Genomic DNA, 13,341 nt, shown 5'->3' on the forward strand with positions numbered 1-13,341 from the left:
CAATAGTTAAGTAATTACACTTAATGTGTGTTTAATATAAAAATATCGGATATGTAATATCCGATATTTTTTGTCTGATGATTAATTTATTGACTAATAATACTGGTTTCTCTTTCGCTATCTTTTTGTTTATCTTCAAAATAAGCAATTACATTTTCAGAGAAAAAGAGTCGATGCGTTAAGATAACGATAATAGAAAAAATAATAAAGCCAACTTCAGACATACTCGTTAATGACATCGAGATACTAAGTATAAAAAAGAGCGAAATAGATAAACATATCCATGAAACTTTTAAAAAAGAGTAAGCATTTCTACTGTTTTTAGCGAGTTTTATCCATGCTGTCACTTGCATTATCAGCGTTATAATTAGACACAGCATGATGAGCAATCCCACTAGGATTGTTTGGCCGCCTCCCATTGCCATTGCTAATAAATAAATCGGTGCCCCAGCAACTAATATAAATAGACTCACACCTAAAAATAATACTGAAATAACTTGGATCCATAAAAGCACTATGGGCCTTTCCATAACTTCTCCTAAAAACAGAAATAAGTTTTTATTGGCTTTAGAATATCTTTATTAATTTTTATTAAAGTGAAGTTTATCGGATAAATAGAAAAAATAAAGTTTGATTTAATAATAAAAAATATTTCTCTATTAAAGGGATTCTATTTTTTATTTTTTATAACATAGCGTTAATATATTTAATGGAGGCAGTGGTAATTCTACTTAATATTATTCAATTTACCACTGAGTGTTATTACTTATAATTTTAGAGGCGTTAATTCTACTTCTGCCATCATTTTTGCTAATTGCTCGCGATCATGAATACCCACATTGGTTTGACTCACAGCAAGTGCAGAAACGGCAGTAGCAAGACGTAAGGTGTGTTCACTGGTTTGGCGCATCATTAAACCATAAATTAAGCCACCAACCATTGAATCTCCAGCTCCGACAGTACTGACGACATCACATTTAGGGGGTTTTGCCATCCATGCGCCCGATGCATTAACCCACATCGCACCTTGTTCACCTAATGAAATCACAACATGAGCAATACCTTGCTGACGTAATGCTTGTGCTGCTTGCACAACATCAGAAAGCTCAGGTAAAGGTCTACCTGCCCAAATCTCTAATTCATGATGGTTAGGTTTAACAAGCCAAGGGGAGGCTTTTAACCCTGCAACAAAAGCATCTCGGCTACTGTCGAAGATCAAACACATACATTCGCTACGTAAGCGTGTCATCCATGCAGTGAAATCATTGAGATCAACGCTAGGAGGAACACTGCCACTGACACAAATCATATCAAATTGACCCGCCCAACTTAGCGTGTCGTTAACAAAGCGAGTCCAGTCTTGTTTTGTGATTTCAAAACCAGAAAAATTGAAGTCAGTTACTTTGCCATTAGGCTCTGTGAGTTTGACATTAATACGAGTACGGCCTTCAACCATTTGAAAGCGGTTAGCGATACCGGAGTCACTAAACTCTTTTTGGAATCCATCTTGGTTTTCTTTGCCTAAAAAACCCCCAACAGTCACATCAACGCCAAGGCTTTTTAAAACCTTAGCCACATTGATGCCTTTACCCGCAGCATGGAAGCCAGCCGTTTTAACACGATTAACTTCACCAAGTTCAATAGGATTACTTAAACCAACAAGATCATATGCAGGGTTGAGTGTGATGGTTGCTACTCTGCGTTTCATGCTAGTTCCTTACCTTAAATAAAAGAACAGGTATCGATTTTTGCTGTAATTTAGCAAGAACAGAGACACCTTGAGTGGGTAGGCCGAGCATAAAATCTCCTGTTAGATAAAGGGCAAAAAAGAGTTAAATATCACAAAATAACAACTAAAATAGTATCACCAAGCTGAATCGTTTCAAATTATAACCTGTAATTTAGTACAAGCAATGTTCTTTTGCCTAACGAAAGTAGAAATAAATTAGATCTAAATCACACTTTAGTGCATTTAAACATGAATAAACGGATAAAAGTATCAATAAAAAGGTTTGTTGCTGAAGTTTTACAGTAATGGTTAAAAAGTGTTATCCATATATAAAATAATGACTTACGGCACTTCTTTTTATCTATTTTTTTATAAATTGTACAATCTGCTGAACTACAAGAGGAGATTATAACCACAGATAAGCTTAAAAATGATGATCTAAATTTAAATATATTAAAATAAATTTTATGATTTTGTTTTAATTCAAATGGTTATCTTGTTTTCTTTTTTTTTAACATGATTAAATAAGAAGAAAGAGGGAGAAAAAGCGTATTGAAGGTAAAAAAGGATTAAAAAGAAAAAAAGCGAGGCTAAGATAGCGACGCTTTTTCAATATTAATTAACTTGCTGATTATTTGCTGACGTTAACGGAAAACTCACCAAAGGTGACAACTTTTCCAGCAACAATTTTACAGCGTTTGCGGGTTTCAACTTCACCGTCAACACTCACTAAACCTTCAGCAATGACACTTTTAGCAGCTGCTCCGCTTTCAGTCCAACCTTGAAGTTTTAATAAATCACAAAGCTCGACATAGTCGTGCCCATCTAATTGAAATGTTTCCATCGATTAATTATTTCCTGTTTCAGGGTCGTGATATTCTTCGCATGCTTGCAAAGTATTTTGAATAAGTGTGGCGACTGTCATTGGACCTACACCACCAGGGACGGGAGAAATCCAGCCTGCACGTTGAGATGCGGCTTCAAAATCAACATCCCCGACAACTTTACCACTTTCAAGACGGTTTATACCGACATCAATCACGATTGCACCGGGTTTAATCCATTCACCAGGAATAAAGTTAGGTTTTCCTACTGCCACAACGACTAAATCCGCGTGCTCAACATGAAAACGCAGATCTTTAGTAAAACGGTGGGTAACTGTTGTTGTACAACCCGCAAGTAATAGCTCTAAGCTCATTGGGCGACCAACAATATTTGATGCACCAATAATAACGGCATTTAAGCCATTCATAGGAATATTACAACGCTCTAGTAGCGTGACAATACCGCGAGGTGTGCAAGGGCGTAATTTAGGTGCACGTTGACATAGGCGGCCGATATTGTAAGGGTGAAAGCCATCGACATCTTTATCAGGATGAATGCGTTCTAAAACCTTAACATTATCAATTCCGGCAGGTAAGGGGAGCTGAACGAGGATACCATCAATGGTGTTGTCTTCGTTAAGCTGGTCGATCAGATTTAATAAATCAGCTTCACTGGTAGTATCTGGTAAATCATAAGAGCGAGAAATAAAGCCGACTTCTTCACAAGCGCGGCGTTTACTTCCAACATAAATCTGCGATGCCGGGTTATCACCCACTAAAATAACAGCTAAACCCGGCGCTCGTTTTCCTGCATTAATACGTTGTTTTACTTTTTCTGCAACTTCGCTTCTGATGGTCTGCGCAATCGATTTCCCATCTATAATTCTTGCTGACATCTATACATCCAAATTATTCAATTACGGTATTGGTCTATTTTGTCAGATCAAGAGCAATCTGTCAGTCGAATACTTGCCATATTTTGACCATATAGTTTGATATCGTTGAAAAAGCGTTGACTCTCAGAATGTTGAACGTATAATTCACACCCGTTATCAGCAGTCTTGCTGACGTCTAAAGTTATTCTAGGCGCCCTTAGCTCAGTTGGATAGAGCAACGGCCTTCTAAGCCGTAGGTCACAGGTTCGAATCCTGTAGGGCGTACCATTCTCAAGTATTTCAACGTCTACAATAGTCCATAAAACCCCTATAAAATCAGCTATTACAAGAATTTCTAGTATTTCAAGGTCTAGTTACGTCTATTGAAATCTACAACTATGTGGGGGCATAATTGGGGGCATTATCCCGTTCAATGAAAATTGGCGCCCCCAGATGAAGCTAACAGCCAGACAAGTAGAGACTTCCAAGCCAAAAGAGAAAGCTTATAAACTTTCTGACGTAGGGGGGCATGTATTTAGAAGTTGCTCCGAATGGTTCTAAGTATTGGCGTATGAAATATAGATATGCTGGTAAAGAGAAAAGGCTGGCTTTAGGTGTATACCCATCAATATCACTCGCACAAGCTAGGGCGAAGAGAGAAGAAGCCAAGCGCATATTTGCGTTAGGTGATGATCCATCTTTAGTGAAGAAAGCAGAAAAGAGAGAGAAAGAATCTCAAGTAAATAATAGCTTTGAAAAAATCACGCTTGAATGGCATGACTATAAAAAGCCGAATTGGTCAAAAGGTTATGCGGATGATTTACTAGAAGCCTTCCAGAAAGATATCTTTCCTTATATTGGTAAAGTTAGCGGGGGGGGATTTATTTTGTTTTTTATATGTGATGTTTTTCTTGATGAAAAATAGCGATCTTCTATAAGAAAAAATAATGTAACGTAGCGTTATTGTTATAATTTTAAATTATATTTAATATAATAAAATGATATATTGATTATCTCTAGTTTATAGTTCATGTGATATATAACTTAAATAAAGATGATTTACTCGCTATTATTACTCTTTATTTTATTTATGGAATATTTTTCACTCGATATCACGATTGAAACTTGAACGATAGTGGTAGACGATAGTGCCTGAACAATTCCACAGATCGTAAATGGCGCCGATATGTGATAATTTCAGTCAGTGGGTTGGCTATCCATTTTCCCAAGAGGAAAGGGACGTTATGATATCTTTCAAAGTACCAGTAGGTATTAAGTAAACATAGCTATTTATGATGATAGTATTGTTTTCTGCGTATTTAATTATAGAGTATCATAAGGTGTTTTTGTTATTTACTAGCACTAATAATTTGATCAATAGAATAAAAAATATGGTAATAACTTTGGTTGTAATGTTCTACATGATCCGCAAGTGTACGTAATTTTCTATTTTTTATCCTTTTTCTAACCAAGTTTGAATAATTAACTAGTTCCATTCTTAATCGGCCTAATGTATATATTTTACATGATTTATCATAGATAAGTTCTTTAATACTATTTAGTAAATAAAGAATATTAAATAGTTCAGTGTGAGTCAGATACCCTTTTTTAAAGGTTTTCATACCTAAATAAGAAAAGATATTATTATGTTTTTTATTTTCGAATTTTTCTAATTCAATTATTAACTTATCAGTTAATGATTTTTCTTGCAAGAATACAGTTGCATTTTCCCATTTATCACATAATCCCCTAGCAATAGACAAGTCAGTTTGTCGAAAATAGGCATAGAGTGTAGTTAATAAATTATCATTATAGTAATATAAAATATTCATAACTTTTAATTCCTAAGAAGCATGTTTTTATTATTTTCCAAATTTTTTATTTTATTATTTTATTGGGAGTGACTATATTACAGTTGTTTTTTAATAATATATCTATAAAATTATTGTAATAATTACAACCGTAAGGACTTATTCTTTCTAAAAATAATTTTAGCTTTTTCTCATCTTTGATATAAATATTCGCTTGAGATTTTAATTCACTTAGTTGATCATCAAATCCGTGAAAATCTCTGCCAATATAACCTTTTCTTCCCCAAAATGCTTCTCCTAGCATACAGAAAAAATCAAGATAATTATTAACACTATCTAAATTTAAGTTAACATCAATAGATGAGGGCTTGTTGTTAGGGAAAATCTGTTGCCAATATAGACATGAAGTTAACCATAAATTCTTAGCTTCTTTACATTTATTCTCTTTCCAGTAAAGAATTTCATTTCCATCTGCCCACTCTTTTAAAATGGTAGAAATAGTTAATGGTGGAAAATCTGTTGTTTTCATCCTCAATGAAAAAGGAGTTCCTTTTTTTAAATTTACTTTATGCTCTAATAAATTTCCATTTAACTCATAAATACAGAGTTCATTTATATAAAAAGAGATATTAATAATGTCTTCTTTTTTTATTATTATGTCTTTATCTATTTTTAAGTTAGATTGTTTAATTAATAATATCTGAGAAGAGTTGTTGTTTTCTTCACTTAAATTTAAAAAATAGAGATTATCACTAGAGATTATTTTTTTGTCACTAACAAATATATGGTAGATGCTGTTAATTTTTTTCATTGTTTTTTATTTTTCAAAAATAGTATTGTCATTTTCAATAAAAATATCATTATTAATTAAATCTAATACAATATAAAAATTTGAAGTTGACCTAAAATAAACCAAGCTTTCTTTTTGTTCCATATTTATAAATGGATTTGATGTTGTTGAATATAAAAACCATAATATATTATTATTTATATCTGTTTTAATAATAAATCCATCACTGCCCATTTCGCCTTCACCACATAATAGGATGTATTTATCATCAATCAATATTTTGTTATTAATTTGAATTTCAGACCAAAGTTCACCGTTACTTTGAAGCAAGTTATTAAGGGTTGTTTCACCCTCATATGAAAGGAAATATTCTTTTTGATAGGAATGTATCAATTGAGAATTTTTAATAAAATCAATGTCGATAAATCTTATCAATCCGGAGCAATCATAAATAAGATCCAATCCGATTAGCTGATTTTTTATCCATTTTTTTTGGAGAATGCGAGTAGCGTCTTTCATCATTTATAGAGTGTTAAAAATAACCTTTGGGGAATATTTTGGATAAGTGTTTTTTGTAATATTCGATTTTTTTAGGGTTATGGATAATTTGGCATACCCTATTAAAATATAGGCTTAACCAGTAAATATGAACATAATTAAAATATTTGTGTGGACTGTTTTCTATCAAGTTTATGATTAACTCTAATGTTTCTATAATTTGTTTTTCACTAAAACTCTCATCCGAAGATTGTATAATAATATTTTTTAATTGCATATAAATTTTATTAAAATTATATGCGATTAGAGGATCTTTTAACTCTTCATAATTAATGAATAAAGCTGATTCTATATCATGAATTAAAATATCATCAATTAAGCTCTGTTCACTTTTTTGATTTTTAATGTATCTAACAAAGCTCTCACCTTGAGTAGATTCTATAACAGGGATGATAACAGTATTATGATATAAAATTTCAAGATATTTGTCTTCAACTGTATTATATAAATTTATAAGAAGATCGCTATCAATATCTATTAATTCCATAAGAGGCCAAAAAAAAGATTCATTTAAATTAAACCACATGTCAAATGAAAGAATTTCATCACATTTTTCTTTAATCTTATAAATTCTATTTTCCATATTAACCTAATGATTATTTATTAAGAACAAGTTGTATTATAACTAGATAATAGCTCGATGGATTAAAACTATTAAAATTAGTTACTTTCGATGTATGCGGAGTCGTTATCAGCATAGTCATCACTGGATCTGAGGGTAAGAACAAACCACCTATTTTACAAGTGGTTTACGGATTAAAATAATGGTCACTAATTTATTTATAATTCTTCATTGATCCACTTGAAAAATTCTTTTCGAATACTTTGTGTATTTAAATTTTTATTCCAATTTAATAAGTTTTCTTTATGATAATTATCACTTAACATAAATAAGTATATAGTTGATTCCGGTTTTTGGAATATATCATTTTTAATGCAATTTATCATCGCATTTATACATGTTTCACTAATATTATTCCTATCTTTATTATCTTCAAAATAATCACTTATAGAAAACTCCATCATCATTGATGATACAGAAGAAAAAGCGATATTTTTGTATAAATATTCATCATAATTTTCAGTTATTGTTTCACTAAACCATTCTGCGGGACTATATTTATTCGTTAATGGGTGATTGTTATCTCTTGTTTTTTCAAAATATAATTTTGTGTTAAATAATAAAGAAAGAGACATAAAGCTTTCATCTGTATATAAACAAAATGAACTAATATCTTCCCAATAAATTTGTTTTTTTATATGCGTTATAGTATCGGTAATACTATTAATAATATCTTTTTCTAATTTTTCTAAGTCCATAAATATTCTCCAATATTGTAATGTTTTATCCTTTTCGAACAGTCTACCTAGTCCCACAAAGGCACTTTTTATTGATCTAACTGAAGCTACAGTTTTTAAATGTATCATTAACTTTTTTCGCTGTGGCCACACTATGATTTTTATCTGGTGCTAAAAATATTTTCAATATCATATTTAGGATTAATGCCGGTGTCTTTTAATGCTATTTTTATTTCTTTTGAATAATAATTTAAATAATTATTTTTATCATTGCCCATAAATTGTTAATTTTTTTAATGTCATAATCTCTATTAAAGATAATTGCATAAATAAAAGATTCTTCATATTCTTTCCGTTGTTTTAGCATGTTTTTATTAATATGGAGAAACGATATTTTGCCAAATTAAACCATCATATAAATTTACGTTATGTAAGTCGGCTACTATCAGGATATTATCACGTACATCTATATGACCTGAGCAAATAACATTTTTTCCATTATACGCAGGGCGGATCATTTTTTCTCCATCCCAACATTGTAAGCGATAAGTGTCACATGCCCATAATCTATTATCAAACCAACGTAATTGATGAATCAAAATAGTTGAATTATCACTATGAATTTTTTCCCAGTGAGATTCTCGGCCACGCCATAAGTTTCCACCTTCACCCGCTATATAGACGTAACCATCAGGGGCACAAAGTACAGCACTTAATTGTTCATTAGATGGAAATCCACAAGAAATCCATTTTTTGTTGATATAATGCCATACATCGCCTTCACCACCAACCGCATACATGTCATATTCAGAAAATCCATCTAAATCACAAAAACCCATATTAGTATTCATTTTTCCATTAGGAAAACCATCATGGAGTAGCGTCCATTGACCGATATTTGTACGTTTATATATTTTTCTTCCAAGTCCAATGTGATAAGAATATTCATTAATACATTTAATATTAGTAACACCTGAAAAAATATTAGGAGTTACCTTTTCTAATGGATAATTAGCCCCACTACCAACGCAAAAAACATCACCATGATAACCTCTAGAGGCTAGTAACCCTTGAGCTTTGGGTTTTAAGCTAACACCAACTATGGGGCTATCAAATCCTTCTAAATATGTAGAGCCAATAGGCGTTTCTGGAGTATCTAAATAAATTGATATTAATTTTGAGGGAATTTCATTATCCCATAATTTAGATGCTACATCATAAGGAATACTTTTTCGTAAACAAAGATAAATAATATTTTTATCTCTTATCGAACATCCCGTAATTAGCCAATTTTTAAATTCTTTTTTCCAATAATCTTCATTTATATATATCATATCGTTTACCTTATTTGTTCTATACTTGGTTTAATTATTTTTCCATTGACATTATTAAGAGAGACTTTTGCTTGTGCACATATTTCTAAATAATATTTTGTTAACTGTTTCTTGATGCAATCTTTACATTAATGAATCAGCCCATTCATAATAATATTTATGCAGTTCATTTGGTTAAAAATTAACATCTTTATTCTCAAAATCGAAAATATTAACTGGATTTTTTCTGATAGATTGTTTTCCAATTTTATGATCATAAGTTGCTATAATTAAAGATATGTCTCGCGACATTCCAGATGGATATGCACCAAATGTTGCTCCTTTACATAAAAAAGTAATACCCATATAGATTAAAGCCAGCTAATAACCCGATAGGGGCAGGTGAAATATATTGCACAGTGTCCTTATCATGGCAGCGAAAGCGATTGTAATGCAAGCCACTTTATTTATCTTCATATTCCCCCACAAAACGAAAAAGGTATTCGGTATATTCAGGGTCGTTATCGGCATAATGCAGTTTTCCGCTTTGATAACGGATTGTGGTGGAGTTGGTAAAGCCACTGAATCTGAGAATCATAAGCGGTAGAGGAAATTGGTATAAATCGGTGTTTCTTGCATCATTTTATTGCCCCGACTAAAGGTAATCGACACGCTGAATTCGTTTATCTTTAGGAGGGAGATTTTAAAGAGGATGTAGGAAAATATATATCTAATCCACATAGAATTAGATATATTTTAAAAGTTATAACATATTTACTTTTATAGATGAAATTACTAAATCTATTTTTGATCTTTCATTTAGTGAAAAAAAGCGTATTTTTAATAGCCTCATTAGATTTTCAATTGAGATATCTATATCTTCGATTTTATTTTGGTTGTATTCAAATGAGCTTGATTTTATTCTTTCTATTACATTTTGTCTAACATGAACTTCTAATTCACTTCCGCTATTAATGGCGTAATTTATTTTTTCAATATAGATACTATTGTCATCCCCTTTTATTTCGCTATCATATATTTTTAATAGCAGTGCATACTCAATCCAAGTCCAATAGTTGTAGTCATTTTCAAAATCAACATCACATAATAAATTTAATAAGTTTTTATATTTTTCATTGTCTTTGAAATATAGTTTATAAGTCATTTTTACAATATTTTCTAAATAACTTTTCTTCGTTTTTTTTTCACTCTGTGATAATAATTTTACATAATTATTATCTTCATTTAGTTTCTTTATTAAACTATTTAAATTCATATTATTCTCTCTTTATTCAACAACAATTTTTACCTTTGTTCCATCAGGATAAGGAGATAATGCATGAGATATAGGTGAATCAACTTCTCTATTATCACTAATACTAATATACCTTACACTGACTATTTTTCTTTTTTCGCGTTTCTCTGAATCTAAAATTTCTGATGCATATTTTTGCGATTTTATCGAATGAGTACTGCTCTGTCGGATAATTTATTTGTGTTTAGTGAAATAAATAAAGTCACATCACTACTTGTGATACCTTTAACAAGGCAGTGGTTAAAAGCAGTGAGATATTAGACGGGTTTTACGTCTTAAACAACTGCTTGGTATTGATACCCGATAGAGAAGATATCCGAGCGATTAAGCAACAAAACCAGCAAGTCCTGCTCGTTAATGTAAAGGTATTGATCAGGGAGTCGATTTCGGTGATTTATCTGCTTTGGTGTGCTGTTGTAGCCAAAGCTGAGAAATATATAGTTTAAATTTTAAGGATGACTATTAGGATTTTTATGCAGTTTGTACGAAGAAAAGACCTTCGATCTTATTTTCTTCATTTTTAATAAATAAGTATCCGATGGCATCAGATAATCCCAACACATCTTTAAAAGGAGAAGGATAATCAGCAGAATATACCTGGCAGACAAAATGATAATTATTAAAAACTTCATCCACACAGGTTAAACCATTTGGAATGTTTTAATTGCTAATTTTTATAAAGGCACTGTTAATACAATGCCTATTTTACAAATAAAAATAAACTATTTGTCTGAAAGCCAATCATTTTTAAATGAAATACTTTTCCATGATGCTGTTCTTGTTCTTTTTAGCCATTTTTCTAATTTTACCCCAAGAGGTAAAGCGAGCTTGCTATTGAACATCACGGTTATCATCAACTAACGCATCAGGTGAACCATTAGGCTGACAATTAAAATACAAAACAGTTTGTTTATTTTTTAATGTATCAACGCGCGCTAGGAGGAATAACTGCCCACATCTTCATAGATATAGAGCATATCAATGCTGTGTCGATATTCGCTTAATCATCGCAAGCTTTCCAATAAAAAGGTTGTTGTATCACAAGTGTTTGTTTTTAAAGGTAAACACTGTTGTGCGTGTGGAAGTTGAGTAATGCTTCCAGCCATAAGACGTTGCTTAAATATTGATGGCATCAACCTTCAACATGTGTAATCGAAAGTGGATGACCAACAATATTATATTCAATATAAGGAGGTTCGTGTTGTTTCATCTTTTATTTTGATGAGTTTATTGCAAAAGTATTATATTGATTTTTAATTTTTTAATTCTCGTTGAGCTGATTTACCAAATATTTTGTGAGAAATCATGGAAGATAAAATATTTTTTGCTAAAGGTAATTTTTTATGTGAAGAAATTAAAGAGAATGCAGCTTCTTTTACTAAGATATAATCATTACCTATAATTATTTTTTGGGAAAGACTGAGAGTATCATCGTCCATGTCCAGTATTGATAACGTATTTATAGAATAAATTTTAATTTCTTCATCTTCATCTGTTGATAAGATAAGTAAGGTTAATTGTTTTTTTATTTTTGTATCATCATACTTTCCTTTGTATAGACCCACTATTTTTATAGCTTCAATTCTTACATCTATATCTTCAGACTTATCCATCGCTATACTTATAAAAAAAAGTGCTAAATCTAAATCTAAATCTAAAGTCGAACTAAAATCAAGGGAAAATTTTAACTTATCATTTTTATTCAATAGGTTAAATGATTTAATAATTTCATTTCTTTTCATTAAATAGCCTAATTAATTGATAATTTTGATGTTAATTTTCTAATGTCATTAGACATATATCATTTATTTGGCGAGCAACACTAGGTGCATTTCCTCTAATAATTGAGTTTTCACGACTTAATTCCACTCGTGTTACCTCTTTAGGCAAAACGCCTATTCGCATGCCCAGTTCATGTAACCAAACTTTTCCATCCTGCATGTTGATGTGTTAATAATCCGGTGGCGGTGTCGCGGCTAGAGTTGGCAAAACCCGCGTGGATCTGGCGTAAAAACGCTTGTCCTAAGGCATTATATAGATAATCCAATTTTTTCCCTTTATCATATGTTCTGAAGTGTGATACTTAATCTAAATAACGCAAATTGTATCATGATTAGACAGAGATTTATGATTTTATATACTTCGAGTTAATAACAAAGATGAGTGTTTTACCTATTGGATAATCTATAAAAATCCTTTAATTGTATATTATTTATTTTCTGTGTTTTTTCTAATACTAAAAACTCTTTATTTCTAAATTGTATTAAATTGTTTTTTATTATTTCATCTAGGTTTTTATTTTCATTAATATATAAATGAATCTCATCTTCTGAAAATATAATAAACACAGATGATTCAAAATTCTTTGAAGCTAAGTAAATTGCAATGATTTCATTATAATTTGGGTTAAAAAATAATTTTATATTTTTCACTATAATTGGAGGCATAATTTTTTTCTTTATTTCATATAATTCTTTATAGATTGAATATAAGTTAAAGCTATCAATTTCATTTATTTTTTCTCTGGTGATAAAGGGGTTACTATCGTTTTTATAAAATCCAACAACATTTTTCAAATTAATTTCAAAAAATAATACGTTATCTATATTTTTGCTTTCATCATCATTAATAAAAATAACATTTGTTATTTTCTTAAGAAAAAAAAGGGCAGATATTTTTTTTAAAAACGAGTGATGGAATTTTTCTTGTCTCATTTTATAGCCTCCTGTAAGTAAGAAAATATTCTGTTTTTATGAAGAAATGTCAAAATTTCATTTATGGAATTATTTATCAATACAATAGTATCACCTTTAACATAAAGTCTTGT

At 30.8% G+C, this 13,341-nt stretch carries 16 protein-coding genes, 1 tRNA gene and 2 pseudogenes; 2 read left to right on the forward strand and 17 right to left on the reverse strand.

Annotated features, from left to right (window positions below):
- Positions 1 to 86: 86 nt before the first annotated feature.
- The 4 genes from B6258_RS07325 to folD all read right to left on the reverse strand — a co-directional run bounded on the left by B6258_RS07325 (position 87) and on the right by folD (position 3,449).
- Positions 87 to 530, reverse strand: coding sequence for a hypothetical protein (locus B6258_RS07325; RefSeq protein ID WP_099074706.1), 444 nt, complete (start codon positions 528 to 530; stop codon positions 87 to 89).
- 236 nt (positions 531 to 766) lie between these two features.
- Positions 767 to 1,708 carry a 1-phosphofructokinase gene (gene fruK, locus B6258_RS07330; protein WP_099074707.1) on the reverse strand — a complete coding sequence of 314 codons (942 nt, stop codon included), beginning with the start codon at positions 1,706 to 1,708 and terminating at the stop codon, positions 767 to 769.
- A gap of 652 nt (positions 1,709 to 2,360) precedes the next feature.
- On the reverse strand, positions 2,361 to 2,573 hold the full coding sequence (gene ybcJ, locus B6258_RS07335) for a ribosome-associated protein YbcJ (protein ID WP_099074708.1): 213 nt from the start codon (positions 2,571 to 2,573) through the stop codon (positions 2,361 to 2,363).
- Positions 2,574 to 2,576: 3 nt separating this feature from the next.
- A complete protein-coding gene (folD, locus tag B6258_RS07340) occupies positions 2,577 to 3,449 on the reverse strand; it encodes a bifunctional methylenetetrahydrofolate dehydrogenase/methenyltetrahydrofolate cyclohydrolase FolD (RefSeq protein WP_099074709.1) in 873 nt (290 codons plus the stop codon).
- A 190-nt stretch (positions 3,450 to 3,639) separates the two neighbouring features.
- Here folD and B6258_RS07345 point away from each other — a divergent pair.
- A tRNA-Arg gene (locus tag B6258_RS07345) sits at positions 3,640 to 3,716 on the forward strand.
- 165 nt (positions 3,717 to 3,881) lie between these two features.
- A pseudogene (locus B6258_RS07350) lies at positions 3,882 to 4,293 on the forward strand (tyrosine-type recombinase/integrase); the annotation flags it as partial.
- A gap of 484 nt (positions 4,294 to 4,777) precedes the next feature.
- Here B6258_RS07350 and B6258_RS07355 read toward each other — a convergent pair.
- From B6258_RS07355 to B6258_RS07400, 13 genes and pseudogenes are all read right to left on the reverse strand, one after another.
- On the reverse strand, positions 4,778 to 5,260 hold the full coding sequence (locus tag B6258_RS07355) for a hypothetical protein (RefSeq protein ID WP_099074710.1): 483 nt from the start codon (positions 5,258 to 5,260) through the stop codon (positions 4,778 to 4,780).
- A gap of 46 nt (positions 5,261 to 5,306) precedes the next feature.
- The gene (locus B6258_RS07360) at positions 5,307 to 6,050 is read right to left on the reverse strand and encodes a barstar family protein (protein WP_099074711.1); all 744 of its coding nucleotides are present in this window, start codon (positions 6,048 to 6,050) and stop codon (positions 5,307 to 5,309) included.
- A 6-nt stretch (positions 6,051 to 6,056) separates the two neighbouring features.
- Positions 6,057 to 6,551 carry a hypothetical protein gene (locus B6258_RS07365; protein WP_240531533.1) on the reverse strand — a complete coding sequence of 165 codons (495 nt, stop codon included), beginning with the start codon at positions 6,549 to 6,551 and terminating at the stop codon, positions 6,057 to 6,059.
- Between the two features lie 10 nt (positions 6,552 to 6,561).
- Positions 6,562 to 7,170, reverse strand: a complete 609-nt coding sequence (locus B6258_RS07370) for a hypothetical protein (protein ID WP_099074712.1) — start codon at positions 7,168 to 7,170, stop codon at positions 6,562 to 6,564.
- Positions 7,171 to 7,367: 197 nt separating this feature from the next.
- Complete coding sequence (locus B6258_RS07375) at positions 7,368 to 7,907, reverse strand: DUF4303 domain-containing protein (protein ID WP_164996147.1); 540 nt, start codon at positions 7,905 to 7,907, stop codon at positions 7,368 to 7,370.
- Between the two features lie 353 nt (positions 7,908 to 8,260).
- The gene (locus tag B6258_RS07380; RefSeq protein ID WP_099074714.1) at positions 8,261 to 9,220 is read right to left on the reverse strand and encodes a hypothetical protein; all 960 of its coding nucleotides are present in this window, start codon (positions 9,218 to 9,220) and stop codon (positions 8,261 to 8,263) included.
- A 337-nt stretch (positions 9,221 to 9,557) separates the two neighbouring features.
- Positions 9,558 to 9,692: pseudogene (locus B6258_RS18605) on the reverse strand (RHS repeat-associated core domain-containing protein); the annotation flags it as partial.
- A 270-nt stretch (positions 9,693 to 9,962) separates the two neighbouring features.
- Complete coding sequence (locus B6258_RS07385; RefSeq protein ID WP_099074715.1) at positions 9,963 to 10,475, reverse strand: DUF6707 family protein; 513 nt, start codon at positions 10,473 to 10,475, stop codon at positions 9,963 to 9,965.
- Between the two features lie 510 nt (positions 10,476 to 10,985).
- Complete coding sequence (locus tag B6258_RS07390; RefSeq protein WP_240531534.1) at positions 10,986 to 11,150, reverse strand: hypothetical protein; 165 nt, start codon at positions 11,148 to 11,150, stop codon at positions 10,986 to 10,988.
- A gap of 617 nt (positions 11,151 to 11,767) precedes the next feature.
- Entirely contained in the window at positions 11,768 to 12,256 is a 489-nt protein-coding gene (locus B6258_RS07395) for a HEAT repeat domain-containing protein (protein ID WP_099074716.1), read from the reverse strand.
- Between the two features lie 31 nt (positions 12,257 to 12,287).
- Positions 12,288 to 12,419, reverse strand: a complete 132-nt coding sequence (locus B6258_RS18450; protein ID WP_276307762.1) for a hypothetical protein — start codon at positions 12,417 to 12,419, stop codon at positions 12,288 to 12,290.
- 7 nt (positions 12,420 to 12,426) lie between these two features.
- Entirely contained in the window at positions 12,427 to 12,561 is a 135-nt protein-coding gene (locus tag B6258_RS18455) for a hypothetical protein (protein WP_276307763.1), read from the reverse strand.
- Between the two features lie 121 nt (positions 12,562 to 12,682).
- Positions 12,683 to 13,228: a hypothetical protein gene (locus tag B6258_RS07400; protein ID WP_099074717.1), complete on the reverse strand. Its 546-nt coding sequence runs from the start codon at positions 13,226 to 13,228 to the stop codon at positions 12,683 to 12,685.
- Positions 13,229 to 13,341: the final 113 nt, after the last annotated feature.

It is taken from the genome of Proteus alimentorum (assembly GCF_002607735.1).
Classification (GTDB): Bacteria; Pseudomonadota; Gammaproteobacteria; order Enterobacterales; family Enterobacteriaceae; genus Proteus; species Proteus alimentorum.